Source organism: Sphingomonas sp. SP5, from assembly GCF_058313455.1.
On record NZ_JBZFLF010000007.1, the window covers coordinates 17,002 to 36,072 of the forward strand.

The window sequence follows — 19,071 nt, forward strand, 5'->3', positions numbered from 1 at the left end:
GGGATCACATATCGAGCTGCTGATCCATTTTGATGTTGTGGCTAAGGATGCTGTTCGAGACGTAGGTGTGGGCGTCGGTCACCGTCATCTTGACGATCTGGTGTGCGCCGGGGACCGGCGTTCCGATGTCCCGCATCGCCTGCCATGTGCCGGTGAAGACGAGATGGTCGCCCGTCGCCCGGATCAGCTTGCCGCCCACCGTCGCCTTCCACACGTCGGCGCTGTCGGCGATCTCGATCGCCTCCACCGGGTAGATGCCCCAGCCGCCCGCGACCTCGTCAAGGCGGAGCTCGTGGCGGGTGCGGAGCCGGTCCCCGACCACGATGTCGCCGGCCGGCTTGGTGCTGCCGTCTGCCATCAGGATCGGGGTATCGGTGGTGACGCAGCGCCCACCTGGCGGGGTCGCGCCGCCGCCGCCGGACGGCGGACTGCCAGCGGTCGGGATCACGAAATAGCCGAGATAGTGCCGGCCCGGGTGGTCGGGGCTGGCACGCGCATCGATGTCGTCGGTGAAGAGCAGATACTCCGGTGTAGCACCGAGAAGCGGCTGGCCGTCGGGACCAGTGAACGGCTGTCCATCGGCCCCCGTCAGGACCGCGGCGCCATAGCGACCCGGATCGTCATACCCGATCGCACGGAACTCGCTCGCGCCCAAGCCGCTGCTGATCGACGTGCCGATCACCGCCACGTCGGGATGGCCGTCGGTATAGCGCCTCACGTGATCGCTGATCACGATCGTGCCGTCGGCCGCGGCGGTGATGGTGAGGCCGATCGGGAACGACGTTGCGATTGCCTGCTGCAGGGACCCGCCCGCAGCTTCGTCGATCGCCTGCACGAGCGGGGCCTTCGTCGGATCGTAGATGACCGGCGCGGCGGCTCGGACCGGTTCGCGATCGTCCGCATCCCACCGGTAGATCTCATCCGTCTCGAAGGACAGCGTCATGTTGCAGACGCCACCGGGACCGACCTCCTGCTCCGCGACACGGAAGATCTGTCGAACGAAGCCGAGTGGCGGGAAGGTGAAGGGGACGGGGCTGCCGACCGGATACTTCCATGCGCGGATGTCGAACGGCGCCGTGAAGGACCGGTCATACTGCTTCCGCTGCAGCGCCTGCTTCGCCACGCGCTGCGCCTGACTGGGGGATTCGATGACCGCCAGGTCGAGAGACATCGCCCGCTCGATGCCGGTGTTGTTGGGGATCGAGACGTCGGGATAGGGCAGCAGCTGATAGAGCGAGTTTGGCGAGGCGTCCGTATATTTCCCCCGGACGACGTTCGGCGTACTCTCCATCGATGGATCGGGGTTCCAGGTGAACGGCCCGACCACATCGTCCGCTGTCAGCCCCTCGTCCAGCGCCGCCAGCGCCAGATCGTTGTGCATGATGACGAGCGAGAGACGCCCACCGGTGTCCCGAAGCCGCCCGTTGCATGCGGCGCAGAGGGCATCAAGGATGGTGCGCGGATCGTCTCCCTCCGACAGGACCCCCGCCCCCTTATAGCGCGGCTCGGTGCCGCCTGCGGAACGGCCGACGAGCTCATCGCACTGGTTGGCGGCGACCAGGAAGGATGCGAGATTCAGGCGCTTCGGCGGAAGCCCGCAGCCGGTTGCAAGGCGGCCGTTGATCTTCGTGCCGAGCAGCACGCGCAGGATCAGCAGCGCGAGGTTCTCGCCGATCTCCGCGCCGTCATCGGCCACGTAGCGCCAGGTGGTCGGATCCGTCGCGCGCATCGGACCCGATCCGCCGGCGGTCCCGTCCCGACGCACGTCGTATAGCATCGCCCCCTTACCAATGATTGTGATGCGGCTCGGAATGCCGCTGCTGAACGGGCTTTCCGCCTTCTTCGACAGGCCGGTGGTGCGGAACACCATATGCGCATACGGGCCGAGGATCCGCTCACACATGGTCACCCTGAACTTCGCATCGGTGATCGAGCCGGGCGTATAGGCGAGTTCGTTGAACGGAGACCGGCTGGACCCGCCCGCGCCAATATTCAGGCAGCTCTTCGTCGGAGACTGTTCGCACCGGTCGAATAGCGTCCGGTAATGCCGGAGCGCCGCCAGTTCGTTCGGTGCGATTCCGCCGCGCGCCGCCATCGTCTCGATCAGCGGTCGGCGCTGATAGGCGAAGCCGAGCGTCTGCCCCATCTCGCTGCGCACCGCCGCACGCAGATATTCAACCCGTCCCGCCTGTTCCGGCGTCGGCTGATCGATGTCGTCCTTAATCTTCAGCGTCTTCGGTGACGCTGCCTTGCCCTTGTTCCGCCCGCTCTTCTTGGAAGCCATGAATGCCCGCCCGCTAAGGGCAAGCCGCTCGATCAGGCCGACAATCTAACGCGGTGGTCGAGTCCACGCGAGAGCATCTTCACGCTCAAAGCTTTGCTCGAAACCTCATTGCGGAGAACGGCTAAAATGCGCGGCTTCCACCAAACCTCACAAACCTCACCGTTCATAGATCCACCAAGGGAAGGATGAGTGGTGCCGGGGAAGAGGATAGAGATGACGATTGTATATATATGTATGTTTGTGAGGTTAGCTCTAATTCACCCCTCTAACCCGCAGAAATCCGCCATTTACAAACCTCATTAGCTTTGACGAAGGTTTGCGATGAGGTTGGCGGCGTGACCGGTGCTGTGCTCGCCCTGGCAGGCGGCGATTTCGGATCGCTGGCGTCGGCGCTATGGTCCCCCGGGAATCGGAGGCACCATCATGAAGTTCGTCGTCGTCGTGCGGGAAATCGGTCGGCTGAAGCCCGACTACAGCCTCGAGTTCGAAGCGCCGGTGTTGCCGACGATCGGCAGCTATCTGTCGATACACCGGCCGGACGCCAAGCATGGCCATACCGAGGACCTGATCGTCCGGCACGTCTGGTGGCGGCTGCATCACCCGGTCACCGGCGGCTTCGCGCAGGAGCCGGTCCCGGTCGGGTCACTCGTCGACATCCAAGTCGAGTGCGAGCAAGCCATCGGACCCCATTCGCTGGATCGCTGGCGGGCATCGCTCGAGTCGGCACGCGAGCGGGGCGTCGACGTCGAAGAGTTCAACGTCGCTCGCTTCGCCCTGACCGAGGCCGAGATGAACCGCACTACCGGCGGCGACGCGTGATGGCCGAGATCCGCGCGCTGAACGAACGGGTCATCGAGATCGCGACGCAGGGCGATGCGGCGTGGTTCGAGAAGCACCCGGACAACCGGCTCCGCATGCGCAACGCCGTCGACATGGAATTCAACCGCAATCTGGGGCCGCCGCCGGTGGGCATGACGTGGCGCGCGATCATCGTCGAAGCGCAGCCCGGTGTCCGGATGCGTCAGCCGATCGCGCTGCCGATGGGGGTCAGCAACGACGACATGGACGACCAGCAGCTGCTCGATCTGTTCATGCAGGTCGCGCCGCCCGAAGCGGCGAGGACGCTGGCGACGCTGCGCGGCGCGAAGATCGCCGGCAAGCCTAAGCCCGCCGGGACATGGTAATTCGGTAGCCTAGTAGCGAATTACTTCACCCGAAAAGTTGCGGTTACCCCTTTCAAGCCGGCGCTCGCGACCTTCAGCCTCACGGTTCCAGGACGTTGGGCGGACCGCAGGATCGCCATCGCGAAGCCGTTGTGCAGCGATTTCCTGTTGCCCGAGAAGAGATCGTCGCTCCAGTGATCGCCGTTGTCGAGCGCACTTAGGCTGGCTGGACCGCTCACCTCGAAGGTGACATCGTTGGTCGCCGCGGGAACCACACGTCCCTTGCGGTCGACAGCGTAGACCTTCGCGTATTGCAGGTCCAAGCCGTCCGCCTTCCAGGTCGGGTTTTCCGCGTCGATCTTCAGCGCCACCGCTTCTCCCGTCGTCTCGATCCGGTCACGTGCGACCACCTTGCCTCCGGTTCGTCCGATGGCCGTGATCTCGCCGGCGGCGTATGGCACGTCCTTCCAATAAATCGTGTTGCGCTTCGTCACGTCAGTGGAATTCTTCTGGACGCCGATCGATCTGCCGTTGACGAGCAGTTCGACCTCATCAGCGTTCGTATATGTGTAAACGTTGTAGGTCTTACCGGGCTGGCGGTTCCAGTTTGCGGAAATGACCTTCTGACCCACTAGCACGTCGTTCCACATCTTCGCCTCGCCTTCATTGTCGACGACGCCGATGTGAACCACGGGCTCCTGGCTGAAGATGCTTTTTGCTAGCCAAGCCTGCGGGAACGGTTCCAGCGCGTGGTTGAAGAACGAATAGGCCCAGCCTTTCTTCGGCCAGCCGTCGGACTCTCCCCAGTATTCGATAGCGCCCCAATAGGCCAAGCCGACCATCTTCTCGCGATCCATACCAAAGTACGGGGCGGCGAGCTCGTTGGTAACGGCCTCGCTCTGATAAATGATCATGTCAGGGGCGTGCTTGAGATACTTCTGGTAGTCGACCCAGACGTAATTGAAGCTGGCGACGTCGGTGATGGTCGCTAGTTCTGGCGGGACAATATTCGCTTCGACGTTGAACGCGGGATCAGCTTTGATGATGCCGTTAGCTCGCGCCGGATACATCGCGACCGTCGTCTTGCGCGTGGGATCGTACCGCTTCGCCACCACGTCCATGATGCGGTAAGTGGTTTTGCCCCAGTCACCAGTCGGCCAATTCCAGCGCTGCTCCTGGAACTGGAGCTCGTTGCCGAAGCTCCACATGATCACCGATGGGTGATTGCGGTCGCGCTTGATCCATTCCTTTTCGTTGTCGAACCAGATGTCGTTCCACGGGGTGCTACCCGCCCAGGCGGCGGTGCTCCCCCATTTGTCGTAGAGCTCATCAACGATCAGCAGACCCTTTTCGTCGGCAAGGTCGAGGAACGACTCCGAATAGGGATTATGAGATGTGCGAATATGGTTGAAGCCGAACGCCTTCAGCCGGTCCATCATCCGCGAGATGGAAGTCCTGTAAGCGGCGACGCCGACGGCGCCTAGATCATCGTGGTTTGCCACGCCCTTCAGGAACACCTTTTTACCATTCAACCGCAGGCCGAAATCCTTACCGAACTCCACGGTGCGGATACCGAACCGCTTGCTGAGCCGATCGATGACCTTCCCACCGGAGACCAATTCTACCACGGCCGTATAGAGCGTCGGTGTCTCGATCGACCACAGCTGCGGGGCTGCTACGGCGAGCTTGGGCAGCGGCACTTCGACACTCGGCAGATTGCGCGGACTAGGCACTAGAGCATGGGTCGTGCCGACGAGCTTGCCCTGAGGCGAAAACACCTTGGTGTTGATCTGGACAGCGTCCTGCTGACCCTTCAGCCCGGCTACTTCAACCTGCACATTTACGTCAGCGCTGGTCGTGCCGATCACCGGCGTGGTTACGAAGATGCCGTGCCTCGCGATGGCCACTGGGTTCCGAACTATCAGATGTACATCGCGGAAGAGACCGCCACCTGTATACCAGCGCGAATTGCCGTCTTTGGTCGAGGCACGCACGGCAACGACATTGTCTTCGCCGTATCGGACGACGTTAGACACGTCAGCCTCGAAGCCAAGGTAGCCGTAGCTCGTGCTGCCGACCTTCTTACCGTTTACCCATACCTCACCGGAGAGCATGATCCCCTCGAAATCGAGCAGGACTTGCTTGCCCTTCCAACTGTCATCGACCCTGAAGGTCTTGCGATACCAGCCAACACCGGGAGCCTTGAACCCGCGGTTTCGATTGGCCGACTTGTCCCAAGGCTGTTCGATCTGGAAGTCGTGCGGCAGGTCGAGCTTGCGCCAGCCGCGATCATCGAATGCAGGCTCTCGTGCTCCGACAGTGTCACCCTGCTGGAACGTCCAGCCGAAATCGAGAAGCTGACTGATGCGAGGTTGCTCGGTCGGGTTCGTTCCTTCCGCAGATGTTGGCGTGGAGCATACAAGGGCGAAAGCCGCCGCGAGACCTGTGACGCTTTTCATCTGTATGCTCACTCCCGATCGGCCTTGCCCTTGCTCGTTGTTGTGCGAGAGCGGCATGGGCAAGAGGTGCACGAAATTGCCTGACAAATGCAAGCGATAACGCATTGTGAGACTGAGAGTCAGATATTGAAGATATAAGTTTTGGCGGTTGTAGGGCGTAGGACGGAGCATCTAGCCGTACCGTTGCACCCTACGCAGGTTAGACGGCGATGTAGACCCGCTTGGCACGCCCTCCGCCCTCGCGCGGGATCTCCACCCGGACCACCTGCTCGTTGTCCATCAGGAAGTCGATGGCGTCGGCCAGGCGCTTGCGTCCGCCCATGAACCCCGTCGCGCGGCCGAGTTCCTCATGGCTCATTCCGGCGGCACCGGCGTCCTCTACGATGCGCAGAATCCGCTTCAGCTTCGCCTCTTCCTCGTTGTCCGACACGCTGCGCTTGATCGCGCCCAGGACCGTGTCGACGCTGTGCTCGACGACGTCGAACGCCCATTCCAGATCGCGAACCGTGACCTCCGGCGCCAGCGGGTTGTCGGCGATCGCGCGGATCAGCGCCACCTTGAAGGTGTTCTCGGCGAGGCGACCATAGATCGACGTCTTGGCCGTTCCCTTGTGCTGGCGGCACAGGGTGAGGCCGTAGGACTCGATCTGGAACGACCGCTCGGCCGCCTCGGCATCGGCGAACGGCACCGGGTACGGCCTGGGGGCGATCAACGAACTGTTGCCGCTCGGGAAGGGATCGTGGTTCTCGGCTCCGGAGGCGACCTGCTTGGCGATCTCGACCAGCTGCTCGGGGATCGGCACGTGTGGCCCGCGCACCCGCCGATCCGGGAAGGCGTCCTCGGTATCGAAGATCAGCATGCGCGCAAGGCTGCCGTCCAGGACGTGCGCCGACGACAGCGCGCCCCAGAACACCTGCGGCGTGGTGACGCCGAACAGGCACAGGTTCGGTTGGACGATTGCGACCCGCGGCTTCTCCTTCTGGTTGGCGTAGGCGGTGCCGTGGAACGTGTCCTCGGCCGAGGTGAAGAACTCGGTCAGGTTGTCGATGATCTCGGCCGCGTGCTTCGGGGCCTTCTTGCGATCGGCGACGGCCTGCATCAGGAACCCGATCTCGTCGGTCGGGAAGATCGTCGACGGCTCGCGCTCGAGCGCGGTGATCATTCGCTATGGGTGAGCAGCGGTTGTACATGGTCTCGCTGTTTCGCGGGATCAGGTGCGCCTCGTCGACCAGCACCATGTCGCATTCCTGGATGTCGAATGCGCGGCTGTGGATCGACTGGATGGAGGCGAACAGGATGCGTGCGCCCAGCTCGCGCCGACCCAGTCCGGCCGAGTAGATGCCTGCCGGCGCGTCCGACCACATCCCGATCAGCTCGGCATAGTTCTGCGCCACCAGTTCGGCGACGTGGGTCAGGATGATGATGCGGGCGCCGGGGTCCATGTCGAACACGAGGCGGCACCATTCGGCGATGACGAGGGACTTGCCCGAGCCGGTGGGAAGCACCGCCAGGGGGTTGCCCGTCTCGCGGGTGAAATAGCCGTACAGGTCGGTCAGGGCCTGCTCCTGGTACGGGCGGAGGACGAGGGGCGCGCTCATGCCTCCACCCCGTCGACCCACACCGTGCCGTCCTGCCGGCGATAGCTGACCCGGTCCTGCACGGCGTCGATCTGTTCGAACGGCACGAGGTCAGGGATGAACAGGTGACGATCGCACCCGCGGGCCTGGTCCTCGTTGTCGAGGTCGGTCCGCCACCGCGCGCACGACCAGCCGCCTTCCGGCTCTGGCGTCGAATGCAGGCACGTCCTGCAGTTGCGCTTCGGCCCAGACGATGCGTCGTGGCAAATCTCGCGATAGTCACACCACTTGCAGATCAGGTTCTCGGGACGGCCGGCGCGCTCGGGCGGGCGGGCGGAGAAGATGATGCGTTCGGCTTTCGCCTTCAGCAGCTGCGCCTCGACGGGATCGGCATCGGTTCGCACGGACATCCAGCGCCGACCGCCCGGCGATAGCGCGACCAGATAGTGTCGATCGAGCTGGGCATAATCCATGTAGAGGACCGCCTGGGCATAGTACGTCGGGTTCCACTTCCGCAGGGCGTGCTTCTCTCCGACGTCGGCGATCGCCTTGCGCAGCTCGTCGAGCTTCTTGTCGGCGCAGGCCTTGATCTCGAGGCAGTGCCACGTCTGCGGCGCCTGGATCAGCCCGAGCACGACGCCGTCCATGTGACCGCGAAAGTGTCCGCCGAGATCCTCGAACCCGTACTGGCGGCCATCCTCTCCGACGTCGTGCAGTTCAAGGTCGGGCAGCATGCGGAGCCGCTCGACCGCCAGCGTCTCGGTGCGGTGGCCGTCCTCGAACCGCTTCAGCGTCGCGGCGTCGAATGTCTGGTCCTGCACGTGACGGAAAGAATACCAGAGCTGGCGCGGGCACTCGGCACCAACCGCGCTCATACCCATGTAGGGGCGACCGCGGCGAACCTGGGCCACCTCGAGCGCGCGGTCGGCGGCGTCGAGCGTCGGATCTGGCGGAGGGGGAAGAAGTGCCATCAGACCGCGCCTCGCGCGCGCTGGCCGTCGAGCCAGGCATAGAAGTCCGGCCACTCGGCCTCCGCGTTGCCCTGCTCCCACGCGCGCAGGAACGCGACGTTTTCGAGGCCGCTGTCGGGGCTGTGATGGAGGATCCACGCGATCGCCTGTTCGCCGGTACCGTGATCACCGGGATCACGGGCGGGCGCTGGACGCGCGGCACCGTTCTGGGCCATGCTGTGCATCGCCTCATTTCCTTTCGTCAGGGGTAAGGTGATGCGTGCCGGCGAGTACCAGTCGCCGGCACGCACTTCGGTCAGGCGCGCTTCTTCCAGGGCGCCGAGGGCGTCCCGCCGGCCTGGGCATCACCGCCGCCACCGCCGCTGCCACCGCCGTTGCTGATGGCAGCGCCACCACCCCCACCACCGCCGGCACCCGCCAGCTGCTTGTAGCCGGTGATCCGGTTGGTCATGACGTCCGGCTTGTCGTTGCGCGGCTCGACGTTGACGCGCACCAGCATGCGGCGCAGGTGCAGCTGCTCGCTGTCCTGGCAGACCTGCAGCCCGGCCGCGTGCACGATGGCGCGCAGCGTGCGCTGGGCGATCTCGACCGCCTGCGGGTTCTGGTTCTCCAGGTTGAGACGCTCGGTGATCTTGCGGCCCGCCTGGGGGCCCTCCACGATCTCCATATCCGCCTTCAGGTAGCGGCCGCGGCCGTTGCTGGTCGGCTCCATGCCGGTCGCAACGATGTGCATGACATATTCGCCGGGCGGGATCGGATCGAACGTCGACTCTTCCGCCTGGAACGATGCTCCGAGAGCAACCATAGTACACTTCCTTTCGTCAGGGTTTGGCCGGGAACACGCCCCGCCGGCCGTCGGGATCTCGTGATTATTCGGCTTCGGCCTGGGCGGGCCCGGACATGGCCGCGGTGAAAGCGTCCCAGTCGAGCGGCAGCTCGGGCGGCAGGCCATGGCGGTTCTTGGCGACGAAGGCGGGGCGTTCCTCGGTGTAGAGGACACGCTCGCCGCGTCCCTGGCCGCGGGTGACCTTCTGACCGAAGCCGGTCTCCGCCTTGACGGTGGCGACACGCCAGTTTGCGAACAGGATCATGTCCGCATGTTCCTGAACGAGCTCGGCTGCGCGCTTGTGGAGCTTGATGACGAACCGATCGTAAGGTTCGACCTCCGGGCTGTCGAAACGCTTGATGTCGTGGTGAGCGATCTGGATGATCGCCATTCCCTTGTCGTCGCGCAGCGCATTCAGTGCGTCGAGGTATTCTCGCCAGACCTCGGCCGCCGCGACATAGCCCTTGCCGTAGCCAGGATCCTCGATCGACTTCCAGTTGTTGCGCCGGCACACTTCGGCCCAGATCAGCGGTTCCAGCCAGTCGAGGCTGTCGATGATCAGCGTCTCGCAATCGTGGTCCTCGCTGTAGAGCGCGTGGAACGCTGCCATGAAGTCGGCGAACGTCTTCGCCAGCGGGAAGTGCGGAACACTGAGGGTGCCCAAACCCTCTTCCGTCTGGATGACGACGGGCTTCGGCGCACCGGCGGCGAACGTCGTCTTCCCGACGCCGGCGGTGCCGTAGAGGACGATCCGCGGCGGCTTGAGCGCCGTGGTCGTCTGCAGGGATGCGAGGGATATCGCCATTTCAGTTCTCCTCGACCGCGGCGGTGCCAGCGGTCTCGATGTCGACGCCGGCCTTCGCGAGGCGGTGGACGTCGGCAATGGTTGCGAGTTCGGCGCTGATGCGCGGGGTGGCAAAGTGCCGGATAGCGGCGGCCTTGGTCGGAGCCTCGATCAGGCGCTCGTCCTCACCCTGCTTGACGAGGTAGCAGGCCATCAGACGGACTCCGCGGCCGACAGCTTGATCACCGGCTTGCCCGTCTCGACCGTGCGCGCCGGCAAGAAGACGTCGCTGATGGACGGGGGCCATGCATCGAACTTCCGCTCGCTGACCTTGATCTCGGTCTCGACGTAGTTCGCCGGGTCCTCGCCCCACGACTTGATCTCGTCGACGGCAGTGGCGAGCTTCGCCTGGTCCCACTTCACCTTCTTCGGGATCGTCACCGCGACCTTGACGGTACCAGCGTCGAGGTTGTGGGTGCCGGTGCCGTTCAGGCCGGGGACGAAGCGCGCCGCCAGGGTGGCGTGAAGGACGTTCGCGATCTTGGCCGCGAACGCCGAGTGCTCGACGGTGTCCTGCTGCAGCTTCAACAGGTCAGCCGGCGTCAACTCGGCCAGCCGGGCGGGCGATGCGTCCGGCAGGTCAAAGATGGTCATCACCATGATGGGTGATCCTTTCGTCAGGGGTGCCAGTCGCCGTCAGTGGGAGTGCGTGAGGAGAGGCTGACCGGCGACTTGCAATATCCGTGGAGGCCTCGCGGCTGCTCCCCTCTCCTCTGTCCGATCAGCCGGGCGGGTGGCCCGGCAAGCTGGTGATGGTGACCCGGGCGGTGCCGGCGGCGATGGCGGCGTCCCTGCGCAGGCGGATGTCATCGTTGAACTTGTCGTCGGGCAGACCCTCGATCCGCTTCACCAGCAGATCTTCGATCGCCTTCAGGGTGTTGCCGGCGTCGCGGCGGCGGCCGACGAGGCCGAGGCGAACGTCCAGAGCGAGCGGCGGCGCGAAGGTCGGGCGACCAGCGGCCCTCCAAGCGGTCTCTGCTTCATAGCCCGCGTCCTCGATCCACGCGTTGTATTCGCGCGTTCGGGCGCGCCCGCCCTGCGGCACGTTCTTGAACAGCTTGTTCGCCGAGGGCGGCAGCGTCATGTCGATGACGAGCATGGTCACGCCATGACCTCGCGCGGGTAGAGATCTGGGCGCAGGTCGTAGCGCGACACGCCCGTAGCCTCCTCGACCTTCAGCACGAACTTGTGCGACAGCTGCGCGCCGTCCTTGTTCAGCATCTGCCAGACCGCGCCTTGCGTGCAGCCGCAGATCCGCGCTAGGCCGGTCTGTCCGCCGGCCTGCTCGATTGCAGCAATGAGGGCATCACGTGGAGACAAGTTGCAGCTCGCTATTAACGTTTCATCAGCAAACTGATGGCATAGCCAATAGCTAGATGCAATAGCCAACTGATTGGTTGGCCTCTAGAAGGGTTGCCATGAAGGTCGAACGTCTCCGCGGTCTGATGACCACGCACGATATGAGCCAAGCCGATCTGGCGCGGGCCGTGGGCGCCACGCAAGGCGCCATTCAACAGATCCTCTCCGGGCAAACACAGAAGTCCCGGCTTATTCCCGACATCGCGCGAACGTTCGGCGTCTCCGCCGACTATCTGCTCGGCTACACAGATGACCCCCTCTCATTGCGCGAAGCCAGGAACAGGGGCCTGCCAACAGATACCATCGCGGACGACCGGGTGATCGGCATCCAGGAGGTCGACCTCAGCTACGGCATGGGCGGGGGGACGTTCATCGAGGACTATCCCGAGCACGAGACCGCGTATTTCGATCACCGCTTCGTTCAACGTCTCACACGTGCGCCGTCGACGATGTTGTTCGTGGCCCGCGGCCTCGGCGATTCCATGATGCCGACGTTGCTCGACAACGACATGGTCATGGTCGATCGCAGCCGCACGACCATCGACGTGCAGGATCGAATATGGGCAGTGATGTATGGCGATCTCGGCATGATCAAGCGGATCCGTCGCCTGCCGAACAATCGCCTGGAGATCATGAGCGACAACGTCAGCGTGACGCCGATCGAGGCCGATGCCCAGGAGGTACGGGTAATAGGTCGTGTGATCTGGCATGCGCGTGCAGCGTGATTAACAGTTAGCTATTGACGTTGGCAGTATAGCTTGCCATTATTCCTGCATCGGATGAGCGCAGCTGCGAGGCCGGCCGACTTCGATAAGCAGGATTGCTGGCGCGCATCGCGACGACTGGTACAGCGGCCGAAGCGCCGTCGGCGGATCCTGCACTGACAAAGCAGGAGACGATCATGGGAAACCCGACGCCCACCGGAGCACCGCGCGTGCCGCCGGGCAGGGACAGCCTTGCCGCGGCCTTCGCGCGGCTCACCAGCGAAGATCTGTCCGCCATCGCCACCATCGCGATCGACGAGCTCGACAGGCGGGATCCAGACGTCGACGTCGAAGCCAACGGCGATGAGCTGGATGGCTGCATGTCTGAAGAGGGCTTCCATGATCAGGGGCAGAATTGGCGGGGTGAGCCTGGCTGCCCGATCTCTGATCCCGGCGGCGATCAGCACGAGATGCTGGCGATGCGTCCGGTCTACGGCGACGATCAGTCGCTGGGACCGATCAATGAGCGAGCTGCGCTGCGCGCCCGCTATGACGCGATGGTGGGAGCTCGGGCATGCTGAGCGGCAGCTACCCCTCACCCCCTATGTCGGCCATTCCTGCCGTCTTCCTCGAAGCCTTCTTGGCCGAGCGGGCATTCGACGCCGACGACAGCAACACCCATTCCCTAGACAGCGTAGAGGCTCAGCGCACCTACGCCCTCTATCAGGGCGCAGCAGAGCGTGCCCGGACGTGTGGCGAGCTGCGCGGCCATGACGGCCAAGCCGCGGCCCTCCTCGTCGTCATCAACGAACTGGAGAATGTCTTGGCCGGCGCGCATCGCACCGGCGGCGCGCGTGAGGTCGCGAACAAGTTCGAACCCGGTGAGATCTCCGATCTGACGAAGGTCCTCGACACCCTCAAGCTGTTGCTGGTGTGGCACTTCGAGAACGGCGCCGGCGCGCTGTTGCCCGTCGCTCGGTGGCTCAACCTTGCACCTAAGCGGGTCGCCGCGTGACCGCCGCTGTCTCCGTGTGCGCGGTTCGCGTCCTGCCGGAGCAGCGGTGCAATCGCTGCCGCTATTGGCTGGAAGACATGCGCAGCCGTGATCCGGCGGACGAGAATTGGGGTTTCGGCTCCTGCCGTCGCCGTCCGCCGGTGCTCGTCGAATGCATAGTCAAGCCGCTGATGCCCCAGCTGCGTTACGGACAGCAGGACGATCCGGATATGGACCCGCTCGACCTCGTGTCGGCCACCCGGTTCCCAGCGACGACCGCGCTGGACTGGTGCGGCGACTATCATTCCATAGCCGAAGGTCTCCCGGCATGATGCGGCTCGGCGCCTCCAACCGTGCGGCCGGCAAAGATCCTCCGCGGTTCGGCCTCGTCGGGTGATCTGATGACCACCCCCCCGCCTCGCTCGCCGTATGCCCGCGACCTGCGTATCTGGACGATCCTCGGTCAGCTGCGCGACGAGGTCGTGCGCGAGATCGCGCAGCGGCTGCGCGACGGACAGAATTATGACGAGATCAGCGCCGCGCTCGGCATCGGGAGGGCGACCGGAAGGCGCAAGTGTGCCGAGATCGGCGCGGCGATGGGCATGCCCATTCAGCTCAGCCAGTATGAACTCGACACCGAGGAGATCCTGCGCCGCGTCGACGAAGGCGAGAATGACCACAAGATTGGTGCGGCCCTCGGCCGCTCGGCCGACAACGTAGCCCAGATCCGACGCAAGCAGGGCATCCGGTATTTCACGCAGCTGCGCCTCTCCGATGAGGAGAACGCCGAGATCGAGCGGCGCTTGCTGGCCGGCGAATCGACGCGTGCCGTTGCTGCCGCTGTCGGCTGCGAGCAGGCCGACGTGGGTCGGCGCCTGCGACGCATTGCGCACCTGATCCCAACAGACCTACCGCCATGCGCCTGCGGAAAGCCCCGCAACCATGGTGGGCGCTGCAACATGGCCGTGGATCCACAGGTGATCCGTGAGCGCCTGTTAGCTGGCAAGACGGCGACCGACATCGCGCGCGACTTCGACCGGACGGCTCCCAGCTTCAAGCGCAAGTATGTGCAGCCGGTCATCGACCAGCTGACGTCGGAAGGCCATCTATGCGGGTGCGGACAGGCGTTCGGTCACCAATTCGTCTGTTCCTTCACCATGGCCCGCCAGCGCCGTCAGTTCTCCGAGCAGCAGCGCGCTGACGCCGAGACGTTGGTTCGCGCCGGTTCGTCGGTCGCAAAGGTGAAAGCCGCATTGAACATCCCCACAAGCAGCGCGCAGGTGCTGGTGGGCAATCTGCGCGCCACTATTGCGGCCCAGGGGGGCGAATGTCCGTGTGGCCTCGCTCTTGACCACGCTCAGTCGTGTATCGCTCGGAACGGCACGACGAAGGGAAGGACCGCCTTCAGGTTCACCGTGCCGGCGGCATCGAACATGCCCGTCGACATGGCTCGCAAGGTCTCGAAGCTGGCGCGTGAGGGATGGCCGATCAGCGTGATCGTTGCCAGGACCGGCGCGACCACGTGGCGCGTCACCGAGATGGTCGACGATCTCAAGGCCGCGGACCTGCTGCCGGCGAAGTGCGCTGGATGCGAGCTGCCGCGTGGGCACAAGGCGCCATGCCCCAAGCCGCGGCTATGCAAGTGCGGTCGCCCCCGCAACCACCGGGGAGAGTGCCGCCGTACCGATGGCCGCAAGAACATCCCGGAGACCAAGCTCGACGCCGATCAGCTCGCCGACCTGAAGCAGAGGTATCGCGCGCGGCAGAGCATGCGCAGCATCAGCCGAGCGACCGGCATCTCGTTTTCGGTCGTGCAGCGAACGATCAACCGTCTCCGGGCGAGAGCTACCTACAAGCCGGCGCCTTGCCCGTGCGGCCGGCCCGCGTGGCACGGGGGAAGCTGCTGGGCGACGAAGAACGGCGTCGTCGGCAAACGCCACCTCGCGCGGATTGAGGCCGGCATTCGGGCCGGCCGGACCAGCCATGCCATGGCAGATCAGCTCAAGCTGAGCGTGATGACGGTCCTGAAGCACTCGATACCAATTCGGGAGCGGTTGTTCGCCGAAGGCCTCACCTGTGCCTGCGGTCGGCCTCTGAATCACAATTTCTGGTGTTCGGCGCGCTGGGATGCGCACGACATGCCGCGCGGCCGGCGACCCTTTCCCGAGCCGCAGGAGACGCAGGCCGTAGAGGCGCTGCTGCGCGGCGACCTCGTGGCGGATATCGCCCGCGCGGTCGGTGTCGGGACGGTCAGCATCTGGCGCCTGCGGCTCACCCTCAGCGACGATCAGCGCCGTCAGCGCGCACGCATGATGCGCGATCGGCTCGCGCTGAAGGGCGATGGCGAAGCTGAGCGGCTGATGCAGCGGGTCCGTGCGGCGGTGCCTAGGAACCTCGTGAGCGAATTCGTAGACCATGCCGGGCGCACCCAGACCGACACCGGCCTGCGCGACGACGTCGTCATGGAAATCTACCTGGCAGTGATGGAAGGCCGGATAGAGGCGGAGCAGATCAAGAGCGCTGTGAGAAGTTTCGTAGCCAAGGGGCGCGCGCAGTGGCAGCCCGCCTACGGGCCAAAGAGCCTAGACGCGAAGCTGCGGGACGATGGCACCAGAACGTTGGGCGACATGGTCAGCGACAGCACGACGGCAGGCTTCATCGACGCCATCGAGATTGGGGGCGAGCGATGACCGCCGTCCTCGCCCCGATCCGGGACAAGATGGAACGTGCCTTGCGGAACGGCGAGCGGCTACACCTCGAAGCCGACCAGGTCCGCGCCTTGGTGCGGACGCCCCTGTGGGCCTTGCTGGCCGAACTGACCGCGAAGGAACTTGCAGACCTATGGGAAAACGAACAGCCCGCGCCGGCCCCGACGCCGGCAACGACAACACCACCCGCGTCCAGCTCGGCGACTTCTGGCTCTACTACCGGACCGAACGCGACGACTGGTGCATCACCTGGTACGACGACGCCGGAGGCGGAGCAGGCCGTCGCACTCGCCGCAAGTCGACTGGCATCGGAGGCGGTGACGCAGCTCACCCGCCGAAGGCGGCACAGGACGCCCTCGCCGAGCACTACCTAGCCGCCCAGGCACCGGTCCTGCAGCCGATCGCCGCTGTCTATGTCGAGAAGCTGATGGCCGACTGGCTGCTGAAGCACGCCGAGGCGAAGCTGGCCGACCCGGTCCGCTATGCCAATGGCGTCGCGCACTGGCAGGCGTTCTTCATCGATGAGCGGAAAGCCGGTCGCCTGACGGGACCGCCCACTGTGGCCGACATCAACTCGGACCTCGTCGAGCGCTTCCACCGGTGGCGGGCGGCGCAGGGCGTCGGAGGGCACACGATCGCGCGCGACACCGCGGCGCTGCGCCAGCCGCTCAACTGGGCATGGAAGAAGTCCATGATCCCGTCGGCGCCGTTCATCCCCGATCCGGAGAACAAGGCACCCCCGCGAGACCTGATCTATTCGCTCGAACAGATCGCTGCCTTCTTGGAGGCGGCATGGGCCATGGAGGAGCGGCAGCACCTGCACCTGTTCGCCATGATCATGCTGTCGACGAACGGGCGGGTCGAGGCCGTGCTCGAGCTGGAGGATCATCAGATCCATGGCAGCCTGATCTACTTCAACGCTCCCGGCCGGAAGCAGACGAAGAAGCGGCGTTCAATCGTGCCGGTCTGTCCGACGCTGGCACCGTGGCTGAAGGACGCCAGCGGGCGCGTGATCCAGTGGCAGAAGCGGTTCGTCGATCGGGCGACGGGCGGCTCACGGTTCGAGCGGTTCCCGGTCGACAGCATCAAAACCGCCTACGAGAAGACGCTGATCGCGGCCGGCATCACCGCGCACGCGATCGACGACGACGGCAAGGCGATCTGGCTTCCGCCCCGCGGTCGCCTTGGAGAGACGTCGATGCGCCCGAAGCTCGTCGGGCTGGGATCGCCAAACACGCTGCGCCACACCGCGACGACGCAGATGCACGCCCGCGGCGTCCCGGAAGCGCAGATCGAGACGGCGGCCGGGCATGCCGGCGAGACTACGAATAAGCGCCACTACCGGCACCTGCGGCCGGAATACCTGCAAGCCTATATCGATGGCGTGGAATCGCTGTGGGAGGACATCGGCAAGCTGACGACCGTCCATCTGCGATCCCAGCGTGATCCCAAGATCGTTGATCTGGGCGCGCGTCGCTTCGGGCGCTAACCCGAAAAGCGCAGTTTTCTGCCGATTTTAAGGTGGTGCCGCTTACAGGACTCGAACCTGTGACCCCCGCATTACGAATGCGATGCTCTACCAGCTGAGCTAAAGCGGCACGGGGCGCATGGCGTTGCCGCCGGTGCGTGGGGTGCGCCTAACAGGTCAATGCGGGGCTGACAAGCGTCGCGTTTGCGGGATGCGGCTTTACGTCCCGTTTACCACAGGCCGTGCACAAGCATGCCGAACCGGGGTGCACGACCCGGCACTTGAAGGGTTTTGGCATGGATAGCGCGCACGGCTTCGGAGACGAGCGACTGGATCTCGGCGGCGACGGGCTCGACGTGGAGTTCGAGGCGGCGACGGATGCGCTCGACGAGAGCGGCGTCGACGATGCGATGTTCGACCTCGGCGGCGACGAGCGCCGCATGCATGTGCGCGCCTACAATCATTGGGTGTCGCTGCTGAAGGGCCGCGCCTATCCGGGCATCGACGACCTGGATCCCGCCAATATCGCCGATTTCGGGCCGCACAGCGTGCTGCTCGACTTCAGCGAGGGCGTCGAGGATCCGACCATCGCCTATCTCGGCCGCAGCCTGCGCGAGGAATGCGGGCTGGAACAGACGATCGTGCGAATCGCCGACGTGCCCGGCCGGTCGCTGCTGTCGCGGCTGACCGACCATTATCTGCAGATCATCGCGAATCGCGCACCGATCGGGTTCGAGGCGGAATTCGTCGGCACGCGCGGTCGCACCACGCTGTATCGCGGCATCCTGATGCCCTTCTCGTCCGACGGCGAGACGATCGACTTCATCTATGGCGTCATCAACTGGAAGGAGATGGTCGACGCCGCCTTGCAGGCGACGCTGGACGCCGAGCTCGACGCCGCCGTGCGCGCCGCGCCCAAGCCGCCCGCCGACGCGCCCGTCTGGGCGGACGGCCCGGTCTGGGCGGATGGCCCGAGCGGCGGGTTCGAGGCGTCGGAGGAGCCCTATCAGCCGGCGCTCACTGGATCGCTCGGAGACCGGCTGATGATGGCGCGCGAAAGCGCCGCCGCCGTCCGCGCCGCCGACACCCGCGGCCGCTCCGCGCTCTACCGCGCCCTCGGCCGTGCCCACGATTTCGCGCTCGCCTGCGCCGAGGATGGCGACGGCTTCGCCGAGCTGCTCGCCACGGCGGGCATGAAGGTGCAGCCGCGCGCGCCGCTGACGCCGATCGTCAAGCTGGTCTTCGGCGCGGATTACGACAAGACGCGCCTGGCCGAATATGCCGCCGTGCTCGCGCATGCGCAGCGCCAGGGCATCGCCGTCGGCCGCCTCGCCGCCTTCCTCGAACAGGCAGAGGGCGGGATCAAGGCGGTGGTCGCGGCCGAGCGCGCCGCCAAGCGCCCCGCCAAGCGTCCTGACGTGTTCGACCGCGCCGCGGCCGAACTGCGCACGCTGCCGACACTGGGTAGCGTCGCGATCGGTGCCGGCGACGACGAATTCGTCGTGCTGCTCGCTCGCGCGGGCGAAGCCGGCAATGTCGAGGTCATCAAGCGCGTCGAGGGCAAGGGGCTGGTGGAAAGCATCCTGCGCAAAAGCGCCGCCTGACGGACGGCATGGCGTGAGTATCGCGACCGCTACCCGGCCGATGCCCTGGTTAGATTGTTACCCGATTACGCAATTATTGCATTGCAGCAAGGGTTGAGGTCCGCCAGCGG

At 65.0% G+C, this 19,071-nt stretch carries 20 protein-coding genes, 1 tRNA gene and 1 pseudogene; 9 read left to right on the forward strand and 13 right to left on the reverse strand.

Annotated features, from left to right (window positions below):
- Positions 1 to 4: 4 nt before the first annotated feature.
- On the reverse strand, positions 5 to 2,284 hold the full coding sequence (locus tag AC4GY7_RS15650) for a Hint domain-containing protein (RefSeq protein ID WP_491115795.1): 2,280 nt from the start codon (positions 2,282 to 2,284) through the stop codon (positions 5 to 7).
- Positions 2,285 to 2,707: 423 nt separating this feature from the next.
- Between AC4GY7_RS15650 and AC4GY7_RS15655 the strand changes: the two genes are divergently transcribed.
- Complete coding sequence (locus AC4GY7_RS15655) at positions 2,708 to 3,103, forward strand: hypothetical protein (protein WP_491115797.1); 396 nt, start codon at positions 2,708 to 2,710, stop codon at positions 3,101 to 3,103.
- Positions 3,103 to 3,468, forward strand: coding sequence for a hypothetical protein (locus tag AC4GY7_RS15660; RefSeq protein ID WP_491115799.1), 366 nt, complete (start codon positions 3,103 to 3,105; stop codon positions 3,466 to 3,468). The genes AC4GY7_RS15655 and AC4GY7_RS15660 overlap by 1 nt, the downstream gene beginning before the upstream one ends.
- 20 nt (positions 3,469 to 3,488) lie before the next feature.
- On the opposite strand, the gene AC4GY7_RS15665 is transcribed toward AC4GY7_RS15660, so the two are convergent.
- The 11 genes and pseudogenes from AC4GY7_RS15665 to AC4GY7_RS15715 form a co-directional block, all read right to left on the reverse strand.
- A complete protein-coding gene (locus AC4GY7_RS15665) occupies positions 3,489 to 6,011 on the reverse strand; it encodes a glycoside hydrolase family 2 TIM barrel-domain containing protein (protein ID WP_491115800.1) in 2,523 nt (840 codons plus the stop codon).
- 94 nt (positions 6,012 to 6,105) lie between these two features.
- Complete coding sequence (locus AC4GY7_RS15670) at positions 6,106 to 7,068, reverse strand: hypothetical protein (RefSeq protein WP_491115802.1); 963 nt, start codon at positions 7,066 to 7,068, stop codon at positions 6,106 to 6,108.
- A 49-nt stretch (positions 7,069 to 7,117) separates the two neighbouring features.
- Positions 7,118 to 7,504: pseudogene (locus AC4GY7_RS15675) on the reverse strand (DEAD/DEAH box helicase); the annotation flags it as partial.
- Entirely contained in the window at positions 7,501 to 8,454 is a 954-nt protein-coding gene (locus tag AC4GY7_RS15680) for a hypothetical protein (protein ID WP_491115804.1), read from the reverse strand. The pseudogene AC4GY7_RS15675 and the gene AC4GY7_RS15680, both read right to left, overlap by 4 nt.
- A complete protein-coding gene (locus AC4GY7_RS15685; RefSeq protein ID WP_491115806.1) occupies positions 8,454 to 8,678 on the reverse strand; it encodes a hypothetical protein in 225 nt (74 codons plus the stop codon). The genes AC4GY7_RS15680 and AC4GY7_RS15685 overlap by 1 nt, the downstream gene beginning before the upstream one ends.
- Before the next feature lie 71 nt (positions 8,679 to 8,749).
- Entirely contained in the window at positions 8,750 to 9,259 is a 510-nt protein-coding gene (locus AC4GY7_RS15690) for a DUF669 domain-containing protein (protein ID WP_491115808.1), read from the reverse strand.
- A gap of 64 nt (positions 9,260 to 9,323) precedes the next feature.
- The gene (locus tag AC4GY7_RS15695) at positions 9,324 to 10,085 is read right to left on the reverse strand and encodes an ATP-binding protein (protein WP_491115810.1); all 762 of its coding nucleotides are present in this window, start codon (positions 10,083 to 10,085) and stop codon (positions 9,324 to 9,326) included.
- 1 nt (position 10,086) lies between these two features.
- Positions 10,087 to 10,278 carry a hypothetical protein gene (locus tag AC4GY7_RS15700; RefSeq protein ID WP_491115812.1) on the reverse strand — a complete coding sequence of 64 codons (192 nt, stop codon included), beginning with the start codon at positions 10,276 to 10,278 and terminating at the stop codon, positions 10,087 to 10,089.
- Complete coding sequence (locus tag AC4GY7_RS15705) at positions 10,278 to 10,724, reverse strand: hypothetical protein (protein WP_491115814.1); 447 nt, start codon at positions 10,722 to 10,724, stop codon at positions 10,278 to 10,280. Before AC4GY7_RS15705 ends, AC4GY7_RS15700 begins: the two co-directional genes overlap by 1 nt.
- Before the next feature lie 121 nt (positions 10,725 to 10,845).
- Positions 10,846 to 11,223, reverse strand: a complete 378-nt coding sequence (locus AC4GY7_RS15710; protein WP_491115816.1) for a RusA family crossover junction endodeoxyribonuclease — start codon at positions 11,221 to 11,223, stop codon at positions 10,846 to 10,848.
- A 2-nt stretch (positions 11,224 to 11,225) separates the two neighbouring features.
- Positions 11,226 to 11,444, reverse strand: a complete 219-nt coding sequence (locus tag AC4GY7_RS15715; protein WP_491115818.1) for a transcriptional regulator — start codon at positions 11,442 to 11,444, stop codon at positions 11,226 to 11,228.
- A 98-nt stretch (positions 11,445 to 11,542) separates the two neighbouring features.
- On the opposite strand from AC4GY7_RS15715, the gene AC4GY7_RS15720 reads away from it, so the two are divergent.
- The 6 genes from AC4GY7_RS15720 to AC4GY7_RS15745 all read left to right on the forward strand — a co-directional run bounded on the left by AC4GY7_RS15720 (position 11,543) and on the right by AC4GY7_RS15745 (position 17,378).
- Positions 11,543 to 12,208 (forward strand): XRE family transcriptional regulator, encoded by a 666-nt coding sequence (locus tag AC4GY7_RS15720; RefSeq protein ID WP_491115820.1) that lies wholly within the window; start codon positions 11,543 to 11,545, stop codon positions 12,206 to 12,208.
- A gap of 95 nt (positions 12,209 to 12,303) precedes the next feature.
- Positions 12,304 to 12,768 carry a hypothetical protein gene (locus AC4GY7_RS15725; RefSeq protein WP_491115821.1) on the forward strand — a complete coding sequence of 155 codons (465 nt, stop codon included), beginning with the start codon at positions 12,304 to 12,306 and terminating at the stop codon, positions 12,766 to 12,768.
- Positions 12,762 to 13,202: a hypothetical protein gene (locus AC4GY7_RS15730; RefSeq protein ID WP_491115823.1), complete on the forward strand. Its 441-nt coding sequence runs from the start codon at positions 12,762 to 12,764 to the stop codon at positions 13,200 to 13,202. The genes AC4GY7_RS15725 and AC4GY7_RS15730 overlap by 7 nt, the downstream gene beginning before the upstream one ends.
- Entirely contained in the window at positions 13,199 to 13,513 is a 315-nt protein-coding gene (locus tag AC4GY7_RS15735) for a hypothetical protein (protein WP_491115825.1), read from the forward strand. The genes AC4GY7_RS15730 and AC4GY7_RS15735 overlap by 4 nt, the downstream gene beginning before the upstream one ends.
- 69 nt (positions 13,514 to 13,582) lie before the next feature.
- Positions 13,583 to 15,871 carry a helix-turn-helix domain-containing protein gene (locus AC4GY7_RS15740; protein WP_491115826.1) on the forward strand — a complete coding sequence of 763 codons (2,289 nt, stop codon included), beginning with the start codon at positions 13,583 to 13,585 and terminating at the stop codon, positions 15,869 to 15,871.
- 151 nt (positions 15,872 to 16,022) lie between these two features.
- Positions 16,023 to 17,378: a tyrosine-type recombinase/integrase gene (locus AC4GY7_RS15745; RefSeq protein ID WP_491115828.1), complete on the forward strand. Its 1,356-nt coding sequence runs from the start codon at positions 16,023 to 16,025 to the stop codon at positions 17,376 to 17,378.
- Positions 17,379 to 17,411: 33 nt separating this feature from the next.
- On the opposite strand, the gene AC4GY7_RS15750 is transcribed toward AC4GY7_RS15745, so the two are convergent.
- A tRNA-Thr gene (locus AC4GY7_RS15750) sits at positions 17,412 to 17,487 on the reverse strand.
- A 166-nt stretch (positions 17,488 to 17,653) separates the two neighbouring features.
- Here AC4GY7_RS15750 and AC4GY7_RS15755 point away from each other — a divergent pair.
- Positions 17,654 to 18,961, forward strand: coding sequence for a PAS domain-containing protein (locus tag AC4GY7_RS15755; RefSeq protein WP_491115830.1), 1,308 nt, complete (start codon positions 17,654 to 17,656; stop codon positions 18,959 to 18,961).
- Positions 18,962 to 19,071: the final 110 nt, after the last annotated feature.

Bases quoted from the DNA above. Each gene is read 5' to 3' on its own strand.
- AC4GY7_RS15660 (WP_491115799.1), top strand. From the start codon at position 3,103: ATGGCCGAGATCCGCGCGCTGAACGAACGGGTCATCGAGATCGCGACG.
- AC4GY7_RS15685 (WP_491115806.1), bottom strand. From the start codon at position 8,678: ATGCACAGCATGGCCCAGAACGGTGCCGCGCGTCCAGCGCCCGCCCGT.
- AC4GY7_RS15705 (WP_491115814.1), bottom strand. From the start codon at position 10,724: ATGGTGATGACCATCTTTGACCTGCCGGACGCATCGCCCGCCCGGCTG.
- AC4GY7_RS15690 (WP_491115808.1), bottom strand. From the start codon at position 9,259: ATGGTTGCTCTCGGAGCATCGTTCCAGGCGGAAGAGTCGACGTTCGAT.
- AC4GY7_RS15720 (WP_491115820.1), top strand. From the start codon at position 11,543: ATGAAGGTCGAACGTCTCCGCGGTCTGATGACCACGCACGATATGAGC.
- AC4GY7_RS15665 (WP_491115800.1), bottom strand. From the start codon at position 6,011: ATGCGTTATCGCTTGCATTTGTCAGGCAATTTCGTGCACCTCTTGCCC.
- AC4GY7_RS15695 (WP_491115810.1), bottom strand. From the start codon at position 10,085: ATGGCGATATCCCTCGCATCCCTGCAGACGACCACGGCGCTCAAGCCG.
- AC4GY7_RS15670 (WP_491115802.1), bottom strand. From the start codon at position 7,068: ATGATCACCGCGCTCGAGCGCGAGCCGTCGACGATCTTCCCGACCGAC.
- AC4GY7_RS15740 (WP_491115826.1), top strand. From the start codon at position 13,583: ATGACCACCCCCCCGCCTCGCTCGCCGTATGCCCGCGACCTGCGTATC.
- AC4GY7_RS15655 (WP_491115797.1), top strand. From the start codon at position 2,708: ATGAAGTTCGTCGTCGTCGTGCGGGAAATCGGTCGGCTGAAGCCCGAC.
- AC4GY7_RS15730 (WP_491115823.1), top strand. From the start codon at position 12,762: ATGCTGAGCGGCAGCTACCCCTCACCCCCTATGTCGGCCATTCCTGCC.
- AC4GY7_RS15700 (WP_491115812.1), bottom strand. From the start codon at position 10,278: ATGGCCTGCTACCTCGTCAAGCAGGGTGAGGACGAGCGCCTGATCGAG.
- AC4GY7_RS15710 (WP_491115816.1), bottom strand. From the start codon at position 11,223: ATGCTCGTCATCGACATGACGCTGCCGCCCTCGGCGAACAAGCTGTTC.
- AC4GY7_RS15745 (WP_491115828.1), top strand. From the start codon at position 16,023: ATGGGAAAACGAACAGCCCGCGCCGGCCCCGACGCCGGCAACGACAAC.
- AC4GY7_RS15650 (WP_491115795.1), bottom strand. From the start codon at position 2,284: ATGGCTTCCAAGAAGAGCGGGCGGAACAAGGGCAAGGCAGCGTCACCG.
- AC4GY7_RS15680 (WP_491115804.1), bottom strand. From the start codon at position 8,454: ATGGCACTTCTTCCCCCTCCGCCAGATCCGACGCTCGACGCCGCCGAC.
- AC4GY7_RS15755 (WP_491115830.1), top strand. From the start codon at position 17,654: ATGGATAGCGCGCACGGCTTCGGAGACGAGCGACTGGATCTCGGCGGC.